A 20,012-nucleotide genomic window follows, 5' to 3' on the forward strand; every position below is an offset into this window, starting at 1 on the left:
CCCGGGAAGAAGCAGCATCCGTGCCCAGGACCGATAATCGGGCATGGCCCTCATGATCACCGACGAATGCATCAACTGCGACGTGTGCGAGCCCGAATGCCCGAACGACGCGATCTACATGGGTGTCGAAATCTACGAGATCGACCCGAAGAAGTGCACCGAATGCGTTGGCCATTTCGATGAGCCGCAGTGCGTTCAGATATGTCCGGTGGCGTGTATTCCGGTAAGCCCTGACCATGTGGAAACGCGCGAGACGCTGTACGAGAAGTACCTGCGCCTCAAGGCAGAAAAAACCGTCGCGCACGACGCGACTAGCTCGCCGGCTTGACCTTTACTCGTTTGTCGTGAACGGTGCGGGGCTTGCGCCGGGCTTCGTCTTCCCGATCGATTTTTCTTTGTGCCGCTTGCAGCGCGAGGCGCTCCTTGCGTGCCGCGACACGCGGGTCGGCAATGATGCTGACGCTGCCGCGTCCGGCCGCCGAATTCTCCAGCTGCATCCGTTCGCGTGCCATGGCGTCTGCCTTGCGCTCGATGCGCAATGTCGCTGCTTCGGCGGCGCGCTGGTTCTCTGCGCTGCGCGGGTCGGCAGTGTCGATCCGTCTGCCGCCTTCGCAAGGTTGATCAGAATAGGCATTGCCGCAACGCCAGGTCCTTGCAGCTTCCTTGGAGGAAGCAGCATTTGCCGAAGCAGCGCAGAGAGATGCAATCAGGGTCGTGGCGACAAGGGAGACAAAGGCGGCAAGCGCGGCGCGGAGGCGAGGTGACGGGTTCATTCTTCTTTTTCCCCCGTCGCGTCGCGAAGGGCTATGTTGCAGCCGGTGGTGTTTCGCCACCGTCGGTTTCCCGGCGTGGCGGTTTCGGCCTCGGCGGTTTGCTCGTGTGGATCAGCAGCGTTGCCTTCTCCATCTCGCCGGCCAGCAGCGCCGGCACGGCGTGCAGGGTGCGGATGATGGCATCGTCGATCGCCTCGCGCTGTTCCTTGAGAGGTTTCTTCAGAACCCAATGGATGACCTCGGACTTGACGCCTGGGTGTCCGATGCCGACGCGCAGCCGCCAGTAATCGGCCGTACCGAGTTGTGCGTGAATATCGCGCAGGCCATTGTGGCCGGCGTGGCTACCGCCGAACTTGAGCTTGACCTGGCCCGGCACCACATCGAGTTCGTCGTGCACGACAAGAATCTCGCTCGGTTCGAGCTTGAAGAAGCGCGCCAGCGCAGCCACGGACTTGCCAGACAGATTCATGAAAGTCTGCGGTTCCAGCAGCCAGACCGGGCGACCGGCGATTTGCGTGCGCGCCACGAGGCCGTGATAGGCCCGCTCGGGCACGAGCGAAACCTTGAGGTCGCGGGCTAGCGCATCGATCCACCAGAAACCGGCGTTATGCCGCGTGGCCTCATATTCAGGGCCCGGATTACCGAGCCCGACAAACAGCTTGATCATGGGAATAATTATCGGCACCAATGAAAACGGCCCGCACGAGGCGGGCCGTTCAAGAAACCGGAGGGAAGAATTACTTCTTCGCAGCCGGGGTCTTGGCAGCAGGCGTCTTGGCCGCTGGCGTCTTCGCGGCAGCGCCCTTGCCACCCTTGCCAGCCGGTGCGGCAGCAGCAGCTGCAGCCGCTTCTGCAGCTTCGACGGCCGGATCGACTTCTTCGGCAGCTGGCGGCGTTGCCGATGCGAGCACCGGGTTCTGCTTGCCGTGGCTGACCCAGCGCACGCCGCGCGGCAGCTTGATGTCCTTCAGCGTCACGGTGCCGTTCTTCTTGAGACCGGACAGATCGACTTCGATGAACTCAGGCAGTTCGGACGGCAGGCAGTTCACTTCGAGTTCGGTCATCACGTGCGTGACGAGGTTCAGTTCGAGCTTCACGGCGTCGGACTCTTCTTCACCCTTGTAGTGAAGCGGAACCTTCATGGTCATGCGGGTGCGGGCATCGACGCGCTGGAAATCGATGTGCTGGACCAGCTGGCGGAACGGGTGATACTGCACATCGCGCAGCAGAACCTTGCTCACGGTGCCGTCGACGTCCATCTCGAGGACGGATGCGTGGAAAGCTTCCTTCTTGAGGGCATGCCACAGCGCGTTGTGATCGATTTCGATCAGTTGCGGTGCGGCTTCGCCACCGTAGACGATGCCGGGGGTCTTGCCCGAGATGCGGAGACGGCGGCTCGCACCCGTGCCCTGCTTGGCGCGCTCAAAAGCGACGAATTTCATAGTTAACTCCTTGGAGCGATGGCGGATCTGCCGTATCGCTTCTTGAGCGCCGACCGCGACCAGTGCGGCGCCGGTTTCAAAATAGCCCCGTCACGCATTCGAGCGCTGAGAGGCTGGCTTTTTGCTCAGAACAGGTTGTCCTGATCCGAGAACAAACTCATCACCGACTCGCCCTTGGCAATGCGCTGGATCGTTTCGGCGATCAGCGGTGCCACGGAGAGCTGGCGGATCTTTCCGCAGGCCATCGCGCTGTCGGAAAGGGGAATGGTGTTGGTCACGACGACTTCGTCGAGTGCCGGACCCTGCGCGATGCGCTCGATGGCCGGACCCGAGAAGATGGCGTGCGTGCAGTACGCGTAGACCTTCTTGGCGCCGCGCTCCTTGAGCACTTCTGCCGCCTTCACCAGCGTGCCGGCGGTGTCGATCATGTCGTCCATGATCACGCAGTTGCGGCCGTCGATCTCGCCGATCACGTTCATCACTTCACTCACGTTCGCTTTCGGACGACGCTTGTCGATGATGGCGAGGTCGGTGCCGAGCTGCTTGGCCAGTGCACGGGCACGAACCACGCCGCCGACGTCCGGCGAAACCACGATCAGGTCTTCGTAATTCTTCGCCCGGAGGTCGCCGAGCAAGACTGGCGATGCATAGATGTTGTCTACCGGGATGTCGAAGAAGCCCTGGATCTGGTCGGCATGCAGGTCCATCGTGAGGACGCGCGAAACACCGACGGTCTGCAGCAGGTTGGCGACGACCTTGGCCGAAATCGGCACGCGGCTCGAACGCGGACGACGATCTTGACGGGCGTAACCGTAATAGGGGATGACCGCGCTGATCCGCTCGGCCGAAGCGCGCTTGAGCGCATCGACCATGATCAGCAGTTCCATCAGATTTTCGTTGGTCGGCGCGCAGGTCGACTGGACGACGAACACATCGCGGGCCCGGACGTTCTGATTGATTTCGACGGTCACTTCGCCATCGGAGAAACGACCCACGCGGGCCGCGCCGAGCGTGGTGCCCAAATTTTGAGCAATCTCCGCCGCCAGACCCGGATTGGCGTTCCCGGTGAAAACCATGAAATCAGGGTGTTGGGCCTGCATGTGTGCGTCCAGCATGGGAAAGACCCTTCAGGGAGTCGACAGTATTTTCGTGGTCTTCGCTACGCCCGGTACGTTCGGCGAAGCCGGAGGTACGGCCCGAAGGCTGTACCTGAAATTTTGGCAGGGGAGAAAGGATTCGAACCTTTGCATGCTGGAATCAAAATCCAGTGCCTTAACCAGCTTGGCGACTCCCCTACACGGGTCCGAAGCTTGCGCCTCGAACCGATATCGGTCTACTGAACTGCCCAACCTGCGAGAGGATGAACAGCCAGATTGCTGCACTCGCGAACTTGCCAGCCCCTGGGGATCTCGGCAAGCAGAAGGTTGCTGGATGAACTCGGCATTGTCGGCAGAACCGAAAAAACCGCACTTCCCGAACCGGTCATCCGGGCTTTCAGTCCTTCGCGACCCAGCCAATCGATGGCGTCGGTCACTGCGGGACAAAGCCGCTGGGCAACAGGCTGCAGGTCGTTGTGTCCGAAGCCATAGGGCTTGTTCACGTCCATCGCTTTCGCGATACCTTCTACATCAGCTACGCTGTGTGCAGCAAAGCCAGAAATTATAGCAGCCGGCGTGGAGCGTTCGAGATCAGGCGCAGAAAAAATTAACGAGGTGTCCAGACCGGCTTCCGGCTTGACCACGGCGAAGCGCGCTGGCGGCAATGTGACAGGTGTGATCGATTCGCCGATTCCCTCGACCCATGCGTTATGTCCACAGAGGAAAAACGGCACGTCTGCGCCGAGCGAGAGCCCGATCTTCGCCAGTGTGGAAATCGGCAGGTTCAGTTTCCATAGCCGATTCAGCGCGAGCAGGCAGGTTGCCGCATCGGATGAGCCTCCGCCCATGCCAGCCTGCGCCGGAACGCGCTTCTCGACGCCGATATGCACGCCCAGGTCCGTCGTCGCATGTGCCTTGAGTGCGCGCGCGGCGCGAACGATCAGATCGTCAGCCGGTAGCGCCGTGGTGAGGTCTTCTCGAGAAACGATGCCGTCATGGCGCAGTTCCATGTGCAGCGTGTCGCTCCAGTCGATCAGCATGAAGACGGACTGGAGCAGGTGGTAGCCGTCGTTGCGTCTCCCGGTGATGTGCAGGAAAAGGTTGAGTTTTGCCGGCGCAGGCAGGTCGTAGAGCGCTTTCATTGGCGATCGAAGATGACGCGGAGTTCGGCGCGCGGAGACGGCGTCTCGCGCACTGCATTCAACCTGCCGCTTGCAAGCTGCGACAGGTCTGCGCGCCAGCCTGAAACGCCTTCGTCACGGCCATCGAGCCACGCGAACAGCGCGCGCACCGGCACCGCAGCGCCCGTTGCCGCCAATACCAGTGCGTCGACAGATTCGAAGCGCCGCGTCTGGCTGCCGTTGAGCAGCAGTGCTTCGGTAGGCGTCCAGCGCAACTCGGCAAGGGTGCTGCCGATCGGGCTGGTGAGCGTAAGCGTGCCGCGCTCGGGCGCACCGCGAAGATCGAAAAGTGCGGCAAAGCTCTGCGACGCTTCGCCCTCCACGCGAAGCGACAACCGGCCGCTCCAGCTTTCGCGGATCGACGTCGTGGTGTCTACCGACTGCCGGGGCGTTGCGCAACCGGCGACAAGAAGGCCGAGAGCCGCGCCGGCCATGGCCAGGATGTTGCGTCTGGAACGCATCTCAGAGCTTTATGCGCAGACGCTTGAGGGTTTCCTGCAGCGTTTCGTTCTCGGCATCGACCAGTGACGACTCGCGCCAGATCTTCAGTGCCTGTTCCCGGTCGCCGGCATTCCAGAGAACTTCGCCCAGGTGAGCACCGATCTCCGCATCGGGACGGCGCTGGTAGGCACTTTCGAGAATCTTGCGAGCCTCGGCTGCGTTGCCGAGCCGGAATTCGACCCAGCCGAGGCTGTCGGCGATGAACGGGTCTTGAGGTGCCAGCGAAGCCGCCTTCCGTATCAGCGTGCGCGCTTCATCGAGGCGGATGTTGCGATCGGCGAACGAATAGCCCAGCGCGTTGTAGGCATTCTGGTTTTCGGGCCGCAAGGCAATGATCTGACGCAGCAGACGTTCCATCTCGTCGAGCTTGCTCAGCTTCTCGGCCATCATGGCCTGGTCGTAGATCAGGTCGGCATCTTCGGGGGTTGCCATGTTTGCCTGAACCAGCAGGTCATAGGCAGACTGATATTCCTTGGCATCGCGCAGGATCTGGAGTTCGGCCGACTGCCTCTGCTTTATTTCAGCGGGCGTCGTCTGGGGCAAGGCCCGAAGAATTTCACGCGCCTGCTGGATTTTTCCCTGCCGTCCCAGAAGCCCCGCCCTGCGTATCTGGCCCAGCGCCGGTTCCTCCGAACTGTCGATGCGCGCCAACCACTTGTCGGCTGCGGAAAAGTCCTTGCGGCGTTCGGCAATCTGCGACAGCAGCAGATAGGCCTGGGGCAGCCCACGACGGGCCTCGTCGTTCTCCGCGCGAGCCTCTGCCAGCTTCACATACTGCAGGACCGACTTTTCGCCGGCCGTATCCTGCTTCATCTGGACCTGAAGAATGCCGAGCAGGATCCACGGACCCGGCAGGGCGGGCTGGGTCGTGGTGAGCGTGTTCAATTCGACGGTGGCTTCGGCATAGCGCTGCGCTTCCATCAGCGAACGCGCATAGGCGATGCGGATTTCGGGCAGCGCTGCCGGATCGGACAGATACCGCTTGACGATGGGCTCGGCCAGCGGCTGGTCGGGGCCCATCAGATCGAGCGCGATGAGGGAAGGCCCGTCGAACTTCGGATCGGCAGCCTGGGCTTTCAAGGCGGCTTCGAGCGCACCCGATGAATCTCCAGCGATCAGGCGCAGCCGACCGATCGTCGTCCACGCGAGTCCTGCGGTCAGCGGGTTGGCGATGTCGTCGACGAGTGCCTTCTCTACGACGGCTGCAGCCAGTTTCTTATCGGTGGCACGACTGTAGTTGCGCGCAATCACCGTCATCAGGAGCGGACGCTCGGGCAGCGGTGTCGCGGCGATCTCGGCGCGCAGCGGTTCGGCGGTTTCCTCAATGCGATTGAGCGCGACGAGTATCTGCAATTCGAAGCGGCGTCCGTCGCGGCTGTCGGGCACGGCCTGTTGCCACGCTCGGGCCGCAGCCAATGCCGCATCGCCCGAGCGCGACTGCAATGCGATCTCGATCGCGCGCTCGAACAGTGCGCTGTCCTTCGTGCGACGTGCGGCGTCGAGAACCAGCGCATACCCGGCACCCGGATCGCCGCCGCGTGCGGTCAGTTCACCGATCAGGACTTCGTAGAAAAGCGTTGCGGTCAACGCGGACGACTGGGGCGAATCCTTGGATTCTTTCGCATCCTTCGCGACCAGCGGCTTAGCGGCAGGATCGACGATGGGTGCGGGGCTGGTCGGCTCGGCGGCTGGCGCTACGGCCGGTGGATCGGCACTCGGGCTGGTCTGCCCCTGTGCCGCCGCAGCGACCAGCATGATGGAAATGGCTGCTGCAAGGCGAAGGCGGCGGGGCATAGGGGTCATCGAACTCATAATAATCGAGGCCTTTGTATGAGCGTTGGCGCCGTTGCGGGTTCCCCGCGCGTTCTCATGCAGGCCAAAGCCGCCAGTCGACCCGCCGATAACCCCCAACAATCAGACATGCCAGAACTTCCGGAAGTCGAAGTCACCCGCCGTGGCTTCGTGGATCGCATCACAGGTGCACGCATCGACGCTGTCCGCGTCGGCAAGCCGTTGCGCTGGGCGCTCGAGATCGAACCCGAGACACTGATCGGGCGCACCGTGAAAACCGTGCGTCGGCGCGGCAAGTACCTGCTGGTCGAGCTCGACAGAGGCGTTCTGCTGATGCATCTGGGAATGTCGGGCAGCCTGCGTTTCGACACTGCGCTGCCGTCGCCGGGCACGCACGACCATTTCGATCTTGTGACCACGCTCGGCACGCTGCGCCTGAACGACCCGCGCCGCTTCGGGGCCGTGGTCTATGTGGAAGACGAAGGCTCGCCCCTGGCGCTGAAGCTGCTGGGGCGCCTGGGCATGGAGCCGCTGGAAGACAGCTTTGATTTCGAGGCTTTCCGCGCCGGCTTGCAGCAACGGCGGGCACCGATCAAGCAGGTGCTGCTTGCGGGCGACATCGTGGTCGGCGTCGGCAACATCTACGCATCGGAAGCGTTGTTTCTGGCTGGAATCCGGCCGACACTGGCTGCATCGCGCCTCAGCCGACCGCGCATGTTGCGGCTGCATGCGGCGATCCGGGAGATTCTGGCGCGGGCGGTGGAGCGGGGCGGCAGCACATTGCGCGACTTCTCCAACATCGACGGCCAGAGCGGCTATTTTCAGCTGGAGGCTACGGTTTACGGTCGTACCGGGGAACCTTGCCGCGTGTGTGCGACCCCGATACGGCAGATCAGGCAAGGCCAGAGGTCGACATTTTTCTGTCTGAATTGCCAAAAATACTGAAAGAGTTGGCAAGAAAGAGCACCATCCAAGGTCGAGAGGCGCCGACCCAATGCTATATTTTTGTAACTTTTTTTACACATCCAATTGAGCAGCTCTTTCAACCAGCAATTCGACCAGCACGGCGCCTGGCGTCTCAGTTTCGCGAAACGCCTCAACGGCCTTTCCGGCTGGCTGCAGTCGAACGACCTGCTCGACCAGGCCGTCGCCGAACGCCTGAGCGAGCTCGAATCGCAACTGCGAACCAGCAAGGTCATGGTCGCCTTCGTTGCGGAGTTCTCGCGCGGGAAGTCCGAGCTGATCAACGCGATCTTCTTCGCCGGTTACGGACGCCGCATCATGCCGGCGAGCGCGGGTCGCACGACGATGTGTCCGACGGAGCTCAGTTACGACGCTGGCAAGGCGCCGAGCCTGCAACTGCTGCCGATCGAGACCCGGCTCGAGCCGCGCTCGCTCGTGCACTGGCGCAACGAGCCCGATCGCTGGACGCATGTGCCGATCGACGTCTCCGACGCCGAGCAACTGTCGCGAGCGATGGGCAAGGTCGCCGAGGTTTCCTGGGTGCCGCTGGAACAGGCGCGCGCGCTGGGCTTCTGGAACGACGGCGCACCTGAAGAAAATCCGCTGCCCGACGCCGAAGGACGCGTCGAGATTCCCCGTTGGCGCCATGCGGTGCTGAACATGCCGCACCCGCTGCTCGAGCAGGGGTTGGTCATCCTCGACACGCCCGGACTGAACGCCATCGGTGCCGAGCCCGAACTCACCGTCAGCCTGATTCCGCAGGCGCACGCGGTCGTCTTCATCCTCGGTGCCGATACAGGCGTGACGCGCTCCGATCTCTCGATCTGGCGCGAGCACCTGATCACCGAGGGCGATCCGGCGCGGCGCAGCGACACGCGCATCGTCGTGCTGAACAAGATCGACACGATGTGGGACACCCTCAACACGCCTGCGCAGACCGATGCGCAGATCGAGCGCCAGTGCAAGGGCGCCGCAAAGCTGCTCGGCGTGCCGCTGGCCCATGTGCTGCCGGTGTCGGCGCAGAAGGGCTTGCAGGCCAAGATCCGTCGCGATGCGCCTTTGCTGGAGGCCAGCCGGCTGTCGGCGCTGGAATCGGTACTGGGGACGGGACTGCTCGGCAAACGCGAGATGATGCTCAGGCTCGCGGTCGACGCCGGCGTCGACGCGTTGCGGGCCGAGGCTTCGCGGATTCTGGGCGTGCGCCAGCGCGACCTGTCGGAGCAGGCGCTCGAGCTGCAGGGGCTGCGCGGCAAGAACGTGTCGGTCATCAAGCACATGCGGGTGCGCATCGAGCAGGAACAGGACGAGTTCGAGAACAGCAACGTGCGCATCCTCGCGCTCCGCTCGGTGCAGGGCAAGCTCCTGCGCGAGGTGTATTCGGTGCTCGGCACGACGGCGTTGCGTTCCGACATGGGGAAGCTCGCTTCGGCGCTCAAGCGTCCCGGCATCAAGCTGAGCGTGCGCAAGATCTACGGCGAAACCTTCGACGCGCTTCGCAACAACCTGCGCGAAGTGCAGCAGACGACCGCCGAAATCCAGGCGATGCTGCACGCCACCTTCCGCCAGCTCAATGCCGAGCACGGCTTCACGCTCAAGGCGCCGGCCGAGCCGGATCTGGTTGGTTTCCAGCAGCAGCTGAGCGATATCGAGAAGAGTCACATCCATTACCTTGGCGTGGGCAACATGCTGAAGCTTGCCCAGGCCGACTTCTGCGACAAGCTGGTGCGGGCGCTGGCCAGCCGGTTGCGGGTAGTGAACGAGGCCGCGATGACCGAGGTCGAGCGCTGGAGCAAGGGCGCGGCAGCCCAGCTCGACGCCCAGCTGAAGGAGCGTCGCCGTAATTTCGGTCGGCGGATCGAGTCGGTTGAGCGCATTCAGGGCGCAGCCGGAAGTCTGGAAGAACGGCTGACGGAAATTGCCGAGCAGGAAGGCGGTATCGCCGGACTGAATGAGCAGCTGAGCGAGCAGATTGCACATCTGTACACCGTCGATCACGAAGAGCCGATCGATTGGGTCGTGTCGGACGACTCGCCCGATGCATGGGCGAACACCCCCGCGTCGGCGCCTGCGACATTCGGCGCGGCCGGTGTCCACTGAAGTCGCGGTTTCGCAATCGGTCGGCCCGCCTGATTTCGCGAAACGCCTTGTCGACTGGCAACGCAGTCATGGGCGCAGCACGCTGCCGTGGCAGAACACGCAAGACCCTTACCGTGTCTGGCTGTCCGAAGTCATGCTCCAGCAGACGCAGGTCAGCACGGTGCTCGGTTACTTCGAGCGCTTCCTCGCGCGTTTTCCGGATGTCGCGGCCCTGGCTGCCGGCACCGAGGACGAGGTTTTCGGCTTGTGGAGCGGCCTCGGCTACTACAGCCGTGCGCGCAACATGCATCGGTGCGCACAAGATGTCGTGATGCGCTTCGGTGGCGTTTTTCCTCGTACTGCAGCCGAACTGGTGACGCTGCCCGGCATCGGTCGGTCTACCGCATCGGCGATCGCGGCGTTCTGCTTCGGCGAGCGCGTTGCCATCCTGGACGGCAACGTCAAGCGGGTGCTGACGCGCGTTCTGGGATTCGGCGGTGACATGTCGTCGACGGCGCAGGAGCGCACGCTGTGGAATCTGGCGACCGACCTTCTGCCGCCCGCCGACCAGCGCGCCGACATCGCGCGCTACACGCAGGGCGTGATGGACCTCGGCGCCACCGTCTGCCTACCGCGCAAACCCAGCTGCATCATCTGTCCGATGGCCGATGTCTGCGTCGGTCGCCGCGAAGGTCAGCCGGAACGCTATCCGGTCAAGACCCGGAAGCTCAAGCGCAGTGCGCAATCGCTCTGGATGCTGCTGGCGCAGGACGAGCAGGGGCGGATCTGGCTCGAGAAGCGCCCGGCGCGCGGCATCTGGGCGGGCCTCCATTCGCTGCCGGTATTTGACAGCCGTGAAATGCTGCTGGACGCAATACCTGCTGATGAGCGCAACCGGACGACCGACGAAGCCACATTCGTGCACGTGCTGACGCACAAGGACCTGCACTTGCATCCGGTCGCGCTTGTCGGCCTTGCGCCACGTGCGTTGACCGACAACGGGCGTTGGCTGGCGCGCAGCGAATGGGAGCCGCTGGGCTTGCCGGCGCCGGTTCGCAAGCGTCTGCTTCAGTTCGACTGAGCGAGCCAAGCCGAGCCGAGCCGCGGTCAGGCGCCGTCCAGCTCCCGATGCCGCTTGAGCGCAGCCCAGCGCGCGCCGAAACGATGCGCGAGCTGTTCGACCAGGAACACCGACCGGTGCTGCCCGCCGGTGCAGCCGATGGCGACCGTCACGTAGGCGCGGTGGTCGCTCGCCAGCGCGTCGAGCCACCGGCTCAGGAATTGCTCGATGTCGCCGTACATCTTGGCAACGTCCTCGTGCTCGCGCAGCCATTCGACGACCGGCGCATCCCGGCCGGTCAGTGCCCGCAGCGCCGGAACGTAATGCGGATTCGGCAACATGCGGACGTCGAAAACGTAATCCGCGTCGAGCGGCACACCGCGCTTGAACGCGAAGGATTCGAACACCAGCGTCAGCGAACTCTCCGGCGCCGAGATCAACGCTTTCACATAGCTCTGCAGTTGCGACGGCCGGATGATGCTGGTGTCGATCACATCGGCGCCATCGCGCAGGTCGGCCAGCAATTCGCGCTCCAGATCGATCGAATGCACCAGCACGCGCTGCTGCTCGGGTACGTCGGTGCGACCTTCCTGGCGCGACAGCGGATGGCGGCGGCGCGTTTCGGAAAACCGCCGCACCAGCGCATCGGTCGTGGCGTCGAGGAAAAGGGAGCGCAGCACGACGCCGTCCCGCCGCAATCCTTCGAGCTGCTGCGGCACCAGTGGCAGCGACACGCCGCTGCGAACGTCCATTGCGATGGCGACACGCGTCGCCTGTTGCTCGCGCTGCAACGCGATGAACGGTGCCAGCAGTTCGGGCGGCAGGTTGTCGACGCAGTAGTAGCCGGCGTCTTCGAGCGCGTGCAGGGCAACCGATTTGCCGGAGCCGGACATGCCTGTGATCAGCACCAGTTCGAGTCGGCCGTCGCCGACCGCGGTCGTTGCGGTCGTAGCGGTCGTGGTGCTCATGACGTTGCTCCCGCTGTCGTGTCGTTGCTCTGGTTGCCAAGCATTTCGCGCGCGTGCGCCAGCGAGGTCGCGGAAACGCGTTCGCCGCCGAGCATGCGCGCGACCTCGCGAGTGCGTGCCTCGTCGTCGAGCGCAGCGACGCTGCTTTCGGTGCGCTGACTGTCTTTGGCGTCGGTCGCGGTCGTCGGGCGTTTCGCGACGAGCAAATGGTGGTCTGCGCAAGCCGCGACTTGCGGCAGATGCGTGACGGCCAGTACCTGCCGGTCGCGTCCGAGCTGCTGCATCAACCGCCCGACGGTCTCCGCAACCGCACCGCCGACGCCGGCATCGACCTCGTCGAAGATCAGCGTCTGCGCAGCGCCGAGTTCGCTGGTCGTCACGGCGATCGCCAGCGCCACGCGCGAGAGCTCGCCGCCCGACGCCACCTTGCCGATCGGCCTCGGCGTGCTACCGGTGTGTCCGGCGACCAGGAACGAAATCTCTTCCAGCCCTGCGCGACCCGGCTGCGCCAGCGGCTGCAGCGCTACCTCGAAGCGGCCGCCCTGCATGCCGAGCCCCTGCATCGCCTGCGTGACGGCCTGAGACAGGCGCGGCGCCGCGAGCTTGCGAGATTTGCCCAGGGCTTTCGCTTCCTTCATATAAGACTGCTGCGCGTTCTGCTCGGCGCGCTCCAGCGCATCCAGATCGCTCTGCGCGTCGAGCGCCCGGAGCTCGTCCCGCCAGCTGGCGAGCAAAGCGGGAAGGTCGGTCGGCTGGCGCTTGTAGCGGCGCGCCAGCGACATCCAGGTGCCCATGCGCTCGTCGAGTTCGGCGAGGCTCTGCGGATCGACTTCCGAATGCCGCAAATAGCCGTGCAGCGAATGCGCAGCATCCGACGCCTGTGCGACGCTGGATGCCAGCACTTCGGCAAGCGCCTTGAATTCGGGCTCGATGTGTTCGACGTCCTGAAGCAACGCCAGCGCACGGTTGAGCGCCGGCAATGCGCCGGCGTCGTCGTCCTCGAGCGCTGTGCGGGCGCCCTCGGCCGCGTCGATCAGCGCCTGTGCATTGGAAGCCCGAGTGTGGTTCGCCGAAAGCTCTTCCCACTCGTCGGCCAGCGGCGCGAGCTTGGCGACTTCGCCGATCTGCCACTGCAGCCGTTCGCGTTCGCGCTGCAGCGTGTCCTGCGCCAGCCGCGCACGGTCGAGCGCGCCGAGCGCCTGGCGCCAGCCGGTCCAGGCGCCGTCGAGCGCGGCGGTGTCGATGCCGGCGTAGGCGTCGAGCAGGCCGCGAATGGCATCGGGGCGGGTCAGGCTCTGCCAGGCATGCTGGCCGTGGATGTCGAGCAGCCGGTCGCCGATTTCGCGCAGCTGCGTCGCAGTGGCCGGGCTGCCGTTGATCCAGCCGCGGCTCCGGCCCTGCAGGTCGACCGTGCGGCGAAGGAGCAGGGAATCGGATGTCTCGAAACCGCCGGCATCGAGCCAGGCGGCGAACTGCGGATCGGCGTCGAATTCGGCGCTCACGTCCAGACGTTCGGCGCCTTCGCGCACTGCGCCGGCGTCGGCGCGGCTGCCCAAGGCGATCTGGAGCGCGTCGATCAGGATCGACTTGCCCGCGCCGGTCTCGCCCGTGAGTACGGTGAAGCCGGACGAGAGATCGATGTCGAGCGCGCGCACGATCACGAAGTCGCGCAGCGCAATACGTCGCAAAGCCATCAGCGTTCCTGCAGGTTGAAAGAGCAGCGATGGTGCATGGTCAGGAGCCTCCCTCGTTCCAGTGCAGTTTCTTGCGCAGCGTGTCGAAGTAGCTCCAGCCTTTCGGATGCAGGAACCGCACCCGGAATTCGGAGCGCCGCACCACGACGCGATCTCCGATCTCCACCGATGCCAGCGACTGCATGTCGAAATTCGCGCTCGCGCCGCGACCGGAAACCAGTTCGATCACTATTTCGTCGACATCGGGCAGCAGGATTGGCCGGTTCGACAGCGTGTGTGGCGCGATGGGCACCAGAACCCAGCCCGGAATCGACGGATGCATCAAAGGGCCGCCTGCAGACAGCGCATAGGCGGTGGAGCCGGTCGGCGACGCGATGATCAGGCCGTCCGCGCGCTGGCTTGCCACGAAATGCTTGCCGACCGACACCCGCAGTTCGACCATGCCGGAGGTCGCGCCGCGGTTGACCACCACGTCGTTCATCGCCAGCGCGTCGAACACGCAAACGCCGTCGCGCATTACGTGCGCATGCATCAGGCTGCGGTGGTCTTCCTCGAATTCGCCGGCCAGCATCGGCACCAGCGTCGACTGGTAGTTGTCGATCGGGATGTCGGTCACGAAGCCGAGGCGGCCGCGGTTGATGCCGATCAGCGGAACGCCGTACGGCGCGAGCTGGCGTCCGATGCCGAGCATGGTGCCGTCGCCGCCGACGACGAGGCCGAGGTCGCAGCGCTGTCCGATTTCGCTGGCCGTAAGCGATTCGTAGCGGCTGACTTCCGGGTCGTCGGCCGTCGATCGCTCGACCACCACTTCGCAACCCTGGGCTTCGAGGAAAGCGCCGATTTCGGCCATCACGCCGTCCTGCGGTCCGGCCTGCGCCCGGTGGCCGGACGCCTGGTATTTGCCGATGAGAGCGACATGCCGGAAGCGCGAATTCATATTCAACAAATTACAACACTAAAATCTTTCGATGCTGGATGACCGCGCCAAGTTGCTGCTCAAGACGCTTGTCGAGCGCTACATCGCCGAGGGGCAACCCGTGGGATCGCGCACGCTCTCCCAGGCGTCGGGGCTTGAACTGTCGCCGGCGACCATCCGCAACGTGATGTCGGACCTCGAATCGCTGGGGTTGATCACCAGCCCGCACACCTCCGCAGGCCGCATTCCGACCGCACGCGGCTACCGGCTCTTTGTCGACACGATGTTGACGACGAACGAGCGTGAACAGTTCGCGACGCCCAGCCTGGCACCCGACCAGCCGCAGAAGGTCATTGCCAACGCGGCGCATCTGCTGTCCAGCCTGTCGCAGTTCGTCGGCGTCGTGATGGCGCCGCGACGGGCGTCGGTGTTCCGGCAGATCGAGTTTCTCCGGCTGTCGGACCGGCGCCTGTTGGTGATCATCGTATCGCCCGACGGCGATGTGCAGAACCGGGTGATCTTTCCGGACACCGACTATTCGCAGTCGCAGCTCGTCGAGGCTGCCAACTACATTAACGCGCACTACGCCGGCCTGTCGATCGAGCAGGTGCGCGACCGGCTGCAGTCCGAGGTCGAGAAGCTGCGCGGCGAGATCGCGTCGCTGATGCAGGCCGCCGTGCAGGCGAGCACCGAGGCGATGTCGGAGACGCAGGACGAGGTGGTGATTTCCGGCGAACGCAATCTGCTGGCTGTGAGCGATTTTTCGAGCGATATGGGCCAGCTGCGCCGTGCATTCGATTTGTTCGAGCAGAAAGCGCAGCTGATGCGGCTGCTGGATGTGTCGAGCAAGGCGGAGGGTGTGCGCATCTTCATCGGCGGCGAAAGCAAGGTCGTGCCGTTCGAGGAGCTGTCGATCGTGAGCGCGAACTACGAGGTCGACGGGCAGGTGGTCGGCACGCTGGGGGTCATCGGCCCGACGCGCATGCCGTACGACCGGATGATCCAGATCGTCGACATCACCTCGCGCCTGCTGACCAACGCGCTGAATCATCGCAAGTAGCCGCGCCGCTAGAATAATGCCGCGTGGGCCGTTAGCTCAGTTGGTTAGAGCAGCGGACTCATAATCCGTTGGTCGATGGTTCAAGCCCATCACGGCCTACCACCTTATCGTTTCGGAGATGCCCGCCGCGCGCGATCGGTGTGCTCTCCATCGATGCCATGGGCGAGACCTGTCCAGTCGAAGAAGCCATGATCCATGAGCTACATCACGATCTATCACAACCCCGACTGCGGCACTTCGCGCAACGTGCTTGCGCTGATCCGCAACACCGGCGAGGAACCCACCGTCGTCGAATACCTGAAGACCCCGCCCGATCGCGCGGCCCTGGAGCGACTGATTGCCGCCATGGGCATGCCAGTGCGCGATGTGCTGCGACAAAAGGGCACGCCCTACGACGAACTCGGCCTGAATGACCCGAAATGGACCGATGACCAGCTGATCGACTTTGTGCTGCAGCATCCGATCCTCATGAATCGGCCCATCGTCGTCACGCCGCTCGCGACCCGGCTGTGCCGGCCCTCGGAAGCTGTTCTCGAGATCCTGCCGGCGCCGCAGCGAGGCGGGTTTTCGAAGGAAGACGGCGAAGTTGTCGTCGATGGCAAGGGACAGCATGTCGTCAGGTCCTGATTCGCCGAACCTGCCAAATATCGATTCCGGCTTGTTCCACCGGCCCGATCTTCAGCGCATTCATCCCACGACGCGGGCGACGCATGCGCCACGCATCCTGCTGCTCTACGGCTCGTTGCGCGAGCGTAGCTACAGCCGGTTATTGACCGAGGAAGCGGCTCGCCTGCTGCAGGCACTGGGCTGCGAGACACGCATCTACGATCCGCGCGACCTGCCGTTGCCGGACGGTGCACCGGACGGCCATCCGAAGGTGCAAGAGCTGCGCGACCTCGCGCAGTGGTCCGAAGGCATGGTGTGGACCTCCCCGGAACGTCATGGCGCGATGACCGCGATCCTGAAGGCACAGATCGACTGGATTCCATTGGCCATCGGGTCGGTGCGGCCGACGCAGGGCAAGACGCTGGCGTTGATGGAAGTGTCGGGCGGTTCGCAGTCCTTCAATGCCGTCAACCAGATGCGCGTGCTCGGGCGCTGGATGCGCATGATCACGATCCCAAACCAGTCGTCCGTGGCCAAGGCGTTCCTGGAGTTCGACGACGACGGGCGTATGAAGCCTTCGTCGTACTACGAGCGGGTGGTCGACGTGATGGAAGAACTGGTGAAGTTCACGTTGCTCACGCGAGACTGCGCGGACTATCTGGTCGAACGCTACAGCGAGCGATGCGAGAGCGCGGAAGCCCTGTCAAAACGGATCAACCCGCACGGCATCTGACAGCGTCATCGACAATCGCAGCGATGCCACTGGCTGAATTACCTGCTTCCTCACCTTGAGAACCTGTATGAAGAAACTTTTTGCCGTTCTGATTTTCGCGCTTGCGTCCGTCACCGCCTTTGCGGCTTCACCTTGCTGCGACAGCGATTGCTGCGACGAAGTCATGATGCCCTGCTGCGAGTAAGCGACGCGGCGGTACTTTTCGCCACTACAAAAACTAGAGAAAAAGTAAAAATGTCTGGACAAGGCTTTCACGTGCATGGCCCGCACGAACACGAACTCGAACACGCTGCGAGTGGGGATCACGGCGACAGCACGCATGCCGGGGCTGGCACCAAGAGCATGATCAACCAGATTGCCGTCTGCACCGCGATCATTGCCACGGTCGGCGCGGTGTTCTCGTACATGGGGGGTGCCACGCAGGCCAATGCGGGTCTGTACAAGAACAACGCCGCCATCAAGAAGACCGAAGCTTCGAATCAGTGGAACTACTTCCAGTCGAAGAGCACGAAGCAGTCGCTGGCCGAGTTCGCTCGCGATCTGGGACCTGAGGATCGCAAAGCCGGGCTTCAAGCCAAGGTCGATCGCTACGAAAAAGAAAAAACCGAGATCCAGGCGGCAGCACAAAAGCTCGAATCCGAAGCCACCGACTGGGACCACCAGTCTGAAGCGCAGATGCATCAACACCATCGCTGGGCGCAAGCCACCACGGTTTTACAAGTGTCGATCGCACTTGCCGCCATTGCGCTGCTCACACGCAAGAAATGGGTGGAGTACGGCATGTTCGTGTTGGCCGGCGCTGGACTTGTCGTCGGTGTCGCAGCCATGTTGCATCTCTAGGCCGGCATCGGCAGCGACGCGCAGACGGGTTCTCCGAGGCGCGCATCAACCTCAGGAAGGCGTCGCGTTGACGATGCGTGTCGGCGTGGGCGGCATCAAAGGCTTGTTGGCCTTGATGTAGGCCTCCAGTGCATCGATGTCCTGATCCCCTCCGATCGTCTGGGTACCTTCGTTGAACACGGTGAAGTTGTCTCCACCCGTTGCCAGGAAGCTGTTCATCGTCACTCGGTAGGTGGTGGCATCGAGCACGGGCGTGCCAGCCAGCTTCATCGCGGTGATCCGGGATCCGGCAGCCGCTGCAAGGTTGTAGGTGTAGCTGAAGCCAGTCGACGCAAGCAGCACGCGCGGTGCGCCCGTGGTGTTCGCGCCGCTGTTGAACTGCTGCTCGAGCAGCGCGCGAAGCTGGGCCCCGGTCATGGTCTTGACCACCAGGCTGTTGCCGAACGGTTGCACGCTGAAGAGCTGTCCGTAAGTCACGTCGCCGTTGGTTCCCGGGATCAGGTCGGCACGCACGCCGCCCGGGTTCATGAAGGCGATCTGGGCACCACCTTTCGCAACGGGTGCTGTTGCCGCAAGTTGGGCGTCCGCGATCAGATTGCCCATCACGTTCTCGCGCGAGAGTGCGTTGGTACGCGTTGCGGGCGCGGTGACCTGCCCGACGATGCGGGCGACCAGAGGCTCCGCAACGGCTCGGTAGCGACCGATGAGGGCGCCGATTTCGGCGTTCTTCTCGAATCTCGGGTACTGATCGGTCAGTGCGACTGTTGCGGCACCGCTTCCGTAAGCCTCGCTCTGGACGATCACGTTGTCGGCAGACTTCGCTACGACCTTGCGGGTGCTCGTGTTCACGGAGAGGTTGATGTCGGTGACGATGGTGCCGTACTGCCCTGCGCTTGTGAGCAGGAACGGCTTGCTCGCGTTGGTCTTCGCGTAGTCGCACACGTAGGCACGGTGCGTATGTCCGGACACCACGACGTCCACGCCGGCGTCGAGACGGTTGAGGATGGGAAGCACATCGCCACTGAGGCCCGCACAGCTCTTGTCGTTGTAGCCCGCCGTCGTCGTGCCTCCCTCGTGCACGACCACCACGATCACATCGGCACCTTGCGCTCGCAGGGCGGGAATCAATGCGTTAGCCGTGTCGGCTTCGTCCTTGAACGTCAGCCCTGCCACGCCGGCAGGGGTCACGATGCTGGGCGTGCCCTTGAGTGTCATGCCGATGAATCCGACCTTGACGGTCGCGCCATCCTGAGTGAACGTCTTGATGCCGGTCGCGGGAAACAAGGTCGTGCCGTCCGCTTTCAGCGTGTTCGCAGCGAGGAAGCCGAAGTTGGCTCCCGGAAAGGTCTTGTTCACTTGGCATGGCTCGAGCGCCGTGTTCTTGGCGCAGCCTCCGTTCTTCATCCGGAGCAATTCGGTCTGCCCCTTGTCGAATTCGTGATTGCCGACGGCATTGAAATCGATCTTCATCGCATTGACGGTCTCGATGGTCGGCTCGTCCAGAAACAGCGCCGAAACGAGCGGCGACGCTCCGATCATGTCTCCTGCCGAGACCACGGCGTAGTTCGGATTTCGGGCTTTCAGGGTCGCGATCGCCGAGGCCATGTACGCAGCACCACCCGCCGGGACCGAGACGGTTCCACCTGCTGCAAGGGGCGCGGAGATCGATGTCTTTGGCGGTTCGAGATTGCCGTGCAGATCGTTGAATGCGATGAGTTTTATCGACATCACCGCAGGAACCGGCATCGGTGTCGTCGTCGGTGTCGTCGTCGGTGGCACCGCGGGCGGCGTCGAGGCGACGTCGTCCCCATGTCCGCCACCGCATCCGGCGAGCGCGAGCAAAGCCACAGTGCTGGCAAGTGCCGCGGTTTTCCAAGGCCTGCTCATGTCGATTCCTTTGAAGAGATTGCACGCACCCTAGGAACTTCGGGTGACGTCTCGATGACTTGTAGGTCGTTCGACAACAGTCATTACAAAGTTGGTAACTTCAGTTGATCCAGCGATTGCCGAGCACCAGAATTCCTATATCAGCTCGGGCTGTAGATGCATGGATGATCTGCTGCGCATACGCCAACGCGCTGTCAAACAGAGAAAAGCAATGGAAGACAACGACGATCTCGAGCGAATCGCGGGCAAGACGAGAACCGAATCGGCTGAGTTGCGCCGTCAAAACGGCGCCAAACATTCGCAAGACCGGGTTCGGCAAATTCTTGGTGTTCTGCTGAACCCGCGATTTCTTGCCGTGTCATTCGTCATCGTGACCGGCTTTGTGCTCTTCCAGCTACTCCGCTGAAGTTTCGGACTTGGAGCC

General features: G+C 63.4%; 21 protein-coding genes and 2 tRNA genes. 10 read left to right on the plus strand and 13 right to left on the minus strand.

Features of this window, described 5'->3' with window-relative positions; all coding sequences use genetic code 11:
• Positions 1-43: 43 nt before the first annotated feature.
• Positions 44-328 (plus strand): YfhL family 4Fe-4S dicluster ferredoxin, encoded by a 285-nt coding sequence (locus ACSFA3_RS20575; protein WP_435507346.1) that lies wholly within the window; start codon positions 44-46, stop codon positions 326-328.
• On the opposite strand, the gene ACSFA3_RS20580 is transcribed toward ACSFA3_RS20575, so the two are convergent.
• From ACSFA3_RS20580 to ACSFA3_RS20615, 8 genes are all read right to left on the minus strand, one after another.
• Entirely contained in the window at positions 312-833 is a 522-nt protein-coding gene (locus ACSFA3_RS20580; protein ID WP_435507347.1) for a hypothetical protein, read from the minus strand. The two genes, ACSFA3_RS20575 and ACSFA3_RS20580, sit on opposite strands and share 17 nt — an antisense overlap.
• Positions 805-1,440: an aminoacyl-tRNA hydrolase gene (gene pth, locus ACSFA3_RS20585; RefSeq protein ID WP_435507348.1), complete on the minus strand. Its 636-nt coding sequence runs from the start codon at positions 1,438-1,440 to the stop codon at positions 805-807. The genes ACSFA3_RS20580 and pth overlap by 29 nt, the downstream gene beginning before the upstream one ends.
• Positions 1,441-1,510: 70 nt before the next feature.
• Entirely contained in the window at positions 1,511-2,215 is a 705-nt protein-coding gene (locus tag ACSFA3_RS20590) for a 50S ribosomal protein L25/general stress protein Ctc (protein ID WP_435507349.1), read from the minus strand.
• Between the two features lie 125 nt (positions 2,216-2,340).
• Positions 2,341-3,315 (minus strand): ribose-phosphate pyrophosphokinase, encoded by a 975-nt coding sequence (locus tag ACSFA3_RS20595; RefSeq protein WP_435507402.1) that lies wholly within the window; start codon positions 3,313-3,315, stop codon positions 2,341-2,343.
• A gap of 118 nt (positions 3,316-3,433) precedes the next feature.
• A tRNA-Gln gene (locus ACSFA3_RS20600) sits at positions 3,434-3,510 on the minus strand.
• A 38-nt stretch (positions 3,511-3,548) separates the two neighbouring features.
• The gene (ispE, locus tag ACSFA3_RS20605) at positions 3,549-4,454 is read right to left on the minus strand and encodes a 4-(cytidine 5'-diphospho)-2-C-methyl-D-erythritol kinase (protein WP_435507350.1); all 906 of its coding nucleotides are present in this window, start codon (positions 4,452-4,454) and stop codon (positions 3,549-3,551) included.
• Complete coding sequence (locus tag ACSFA3_RS20610; RefSeq protein ID WP_435507351.1) at positions 4,451-4,954, minus strand: lipoprotein insertase outer membrane protein LolB; 504 nt, start codon at positions 4,952-4,954, stop codon at positions 4,451-4,453. Before ACSFA3_RS20610 ends, ispE begins: the two co-directional genes overlap by 4 nt.
• 1 nt (position 4,955) lies before the next feature.
• A complete protein-coding gene (locus ACSFA3_RS20615) occupies positions 4,956-6,797 on the minus strand; it encodes a tetratricopeptide repeat protein (protein WP_435507352.1) in 1,842 nt (613 codons plus the stop codon).
• A 117-nt stretch (positions 6,798-6,914) separates the two neighbouring features.
• On the opposite strand from ACSFA3_RS20615, the gene mutM reads away from it, so the two are divergent.
• The 3 genes from mutM to mutY all read left to right on the plus strand — a co-directional run bounded on the left by mutM (position 6,915) and on the right by mutY (position 10,905).
• Positions 6,915-7,730: a bifunctional DNA-formamidopyrimidine glycosylase/DNA-(apurinic or apyrimidinic site) lyase gene (mutM, locus tag ACSFA3_RS20620; RefSeq protein WP_435507353.1), complete on the plus strand. Its 816-nt coding sequence runs from the start codon at positions 6,915-6,917 to the stop codon at positions 7,728-7,730.
• An 84-nt stretch (positions 7,731-7,814) separates the two neighbouring features.
• A complete protein-coding gene (locus ACSFA3_RS20625) occupies positions 7,815-9,845 on the plus strand; it encodes a dynamin family protein (RefSeq protein WP_435507354.1) in 2,031 nt (676 codons plus the stop codon).
• A complete protein-coding gene (gene mutY, locus ACSFA3_RS20630; RefSeq protein WP_435507355.1) occupies positions 9,835-10,905 on the plus strand; it encodes an A/G-specific adenine glycosylase in 1,071 nt (356 codons plus the stop codon). Before ACSFA3_RS20625 ends, mutY begins: the two co-directional genes overlap by 11 nt.
• A gap of 26 nt (positions 10,906-10,931) precedes the next feature.
• Here mutY and rapZ read toward each other — a convergent pair whose 3' ends face one another.
• The 3 genes from rapZ to ACSFA3_RS20645 are packed head-to-tail and all read right to left on the minus strand — an operon-like array spanning position 10,932 to position 14,483.
• Positions 10,932-11,852, minus strand: coding sequence for an RNase adapter RapZ (gene rapZ, locus ACSFA3_RS20635; RefSeq protein WP_435507356.1), 921 nt, complete (start codon positions 11,850-11,852; stop codon positions 10,932-10,934).
• Entirely contained in the window at positions 11,849-13,546 is a 1,698-nt protein-coding gene (gene recN, locus ACSFA3_RS20640; RefSeq protein WP_435507357.1) for a DNA repair protein RecN, read from the minus strand. Before recN ends, rapZ begins: the two co-directional genes overlap by 4 nt.
• A 40-nt stretch (positions 13,547-13,586) precedes the next feature.
• Positions 13,587-14,483, minus strand: a complete 897-nt coding sequence (locus ACSFA3_RS20645) for an NAD kinase (protein WP_435507358.1) — start codon at positions 14,481-14,483, stop codon at positions 13,587-13,589.
• Positions 14,484-14,514: 31 nt separating this feature from the next.
• Between ACSFA3_RS20645 and hrcA the strand changes: the two genes are divergently transcribed.
• The 4 genes from hrcA (at position 14,515) to arsH (ending at position 16,861) form a co-directional block, all read left to right on the plus strand.
• Positions 14,515-15,522, plus strand: a complete 1,008-nt coding sequence (hrcA, locus tag ACSFA3_RS20650) for a heat-inducible transcriptional repressor HrcA (RefSeq protein WP_435507359.1) — start codon at positions 14,515-14,517, stop codon at positions 15,520-15,522.
• Between the two features lie 25 nt (positions 15,523-15,547).
• A tRNA-Ile gene (locus tag ACSFA3_RS20655) sits at positions 15,548-15,624 on the plus strand.
• 93 nt (positions 15,625-15,717) lie between these two features.
• Entirely contained in the window at positions 15,718-16,149 is a 432-nt protein-coding gene (arsC, locus tag ACSFA3_RS20660) for an arsenate reductase (glutaredoxin) (RefSeq protein WP_435507360.1), read from the plus strand.
• Complete coding sequence (arsH, locus tag ACSFA3_RS20665; RefSeq protein WP_435507361.1) at positions 16,133-16,861, plus strand: arsenical resistance protein ArsH; 729 nt, start codon at positions 16,133-16,135, stop codon at positions 16,859-16,861. Before arsC ends, arsH begins: the two co-directional genes overlap by 17 nt.
• On the opposite strand, the gene ACSFA3_RS20670 is transcribed toward arsH, so the two are convergent.
• Positions 16,832-17,182, minus strand: a complete 351-nt coding sequence (locus ACSFA3_RS20670) for a hypothetical protein (RefSeq protein ID WP_435507406.1) — start codon at positions 17,180-17,182, stop codon at positions 16,832-16,834. The two genes, arsH and ACSFA3_RS20670, sit on opposite strands and share 30 nt — an antisense overlap.
• Here ACSFA3_RS20670 and ACSFA3_RS20675 point away from each other — a divergent pair.
• Entirely contained in the window at positions 17,096-17,701 is a 606-nt protein-coding gene (locus ACSFA3_RS20675) for a DUF4337 domain-containing protein (RefSeq protein ID WP_435507403.1), read from the plus strand. The genes ACSFA3_RS20670 and ACSFA3_RS20675 overlap by 87 nt on opposite strands.
• Before the next feature lie 51 nt (positions 17,702-17,752).
• Here the strand turns inward: ACSFA3_RS20675 and ACSFA3_RS20680 are convergent, their stop codons facing one another.
• Positions 17,753-19,588, minus strand: coding sequence for a bifunctional metallophosphatase/5'-nucleotidase (locus ACSFA3_RS20680; RefSeq protein WP_435507362.1), 1,836 nt, complete (start codon positions 19,586-19,588; stop codon positions 17,753-17,755).
• 160 nt (positions 19,589-19,748) lie between these two features.
• Between ACSFA3_RS20680 and ACSFA3_RS20685 the strand changes: the two genes are divergently transcribed.
• Complete coding sequence (locus tag ACSFA3_RS20685; RefSeq protein WP_435507363.1) at positions 19,749-19,994, plus strand: hypothetical protein; 246 nt, start codon at positions 19,749-19,751, stop codon at positions 19,992-19,994.
• Positions 19,995-20,012: the final 18 nt, after the last annotated feature.

Source organism: Variovorax glucosi, from assembly GCF_051216695.1.
GTDB lineage: Bacteria > Pseudomonadota > Gammaproteobacteria > Burkholderiales > Burkholderiaceae_C > Variovorax.

What these genes read in the sequence shown, in the direction of transcription:
- ispE (WP_435507350.1), bottom strand. Translation starts at nt 4,454, where the DNA reads ATGAAAGCGCTCTACGACCTGCCTGCGCCGGCAAAACTCAACCTTTTC.
- mutM (WP_435507353.1), top strand. Translation starts at nt 6,915, where the DNA reads ATGCCAGAACTTCCGGAAGTCGAAGTCACCCGCCGTGGCTTCGTGGAT.
- ACSFA3_RS20685 (WP_435507363.1), top strand. Translation starts at nt 19,749, where the DNA reads ATGGATGATCTGCTGCGCATACGCCAACGCGCTGTCAAACAGAGAAAA.
- ACSFA3_RS20590 (WP_435507349.1), bottom strand. Translation starts at nt 2,215, where the DNA reads ATGAAATTCGTCGCTTTTGAGCGCGCCAAGCAGGGCACGGGTGCGAGC.
- arsC (WP_435507360.1), top strand. Translation starts at nt 15,718, where the DNA reads ATGAGCTACATCACGATCTATCACAACCCCGACTGCGGCACTTCGCGC.
- ACSFA3_RS20595 (WP_435507402.1), bottom strand. Translation starts at nt 3,315, where the DNA reads ATGCAGGCCCAACACCCTGATTTCATGGTTTTCACCGGGAACGCCAAT.
- hrcA (WP_435507359.1), top strand. Translation starts at nt 14,515, where the DNA reads ATGCTGGATGACCGCGCCAAGTTGCTGCTCAAGACGCTTGTCGAGCGC.
- ACSFA3_RS20680 (WP_435507362.1), bottom strand. Translation starts at nt 19,588, where the DNA reads ATGAGCAGGCCTTGGAAAACCGCGGCACTTGCCAGCACTGTGGCTTTG.
- arsH (WP_435507361.1), top strand. Translation starts at nt 16,133, where the DNA reads ATGTCGTCAGGTCCTGATTCGCCGAACCTGCCAAATATCGATTCCGGC.
- ACSFA3_RS20610 (WP_435507351.1), bottom strand. Translation starts at nt 4,954, where the DNA reads ATGCGTTCCAGACGCAACATCCTGGCCATGGCCGGCGCGGCTCTCGGC.
- pth (WP_435507348.1), bottom strand. Translation starts at nt 1,440, where the DNA reads ATGATCAAGCTGTTTGTCGGGCTCGGTAATCCGGGCCCTGAATATGAG.
- ACSFA3_RS20645 (WP_435507358.1), bottom strand. Translation starts at nt 14,483, where the DNA reads ATGAATTCGCGCTTCCGGCATGTCGCTCTCATCGGCAAATACCAGGCG.
- recN (WP_435507357.1), bottom strand. Translation starts at nt 13,546, where the DNA reads ATGGCTTTGCGACGTATTGCGCTGCGCGACTTCGTGATCGTGCGCGCG.
- rapZ (WP_435507356.1), bottom strand. Translation starts at nt 11,852, where the DNA reads ATGAGCACCACGACCGCTACGACCGCAACGACCGCGGTCGGCGACGGC.
- ACSFA3_RS20675 (WP_435507403.1), top strand. Translation starts at nt 17,096, where the DNA reads ATGTCTGGACAAGGCTTTCACGTGCATGGCCCGCACGAACACGAACTC.
- ACSFA3_RS20615 (WP_435507352.1), bottom strand. Translation starts at nt 6,797, where the DNA reads ATGACCCCTATGCCCCGCCGCCTTCGCCTTGCAGCAGCCATTTCCATC.
- ACSFA3_RS20670 (WP_435507406.1), bottom strand. Translation starts at nt 17,182, where the DNA reads ATGCGTGCTGTCGCCGTGATCCCCACTCGCAGCGTGTTCGAGTTCGTG.
- ACSFA3_RS20575 (WP_435507346.1), top strand. Translation starts at nt 44, where the DNA reads ATGGCCCTCATGATCACCGACGAATGCATCAACTGCGACGTGTGCGAG.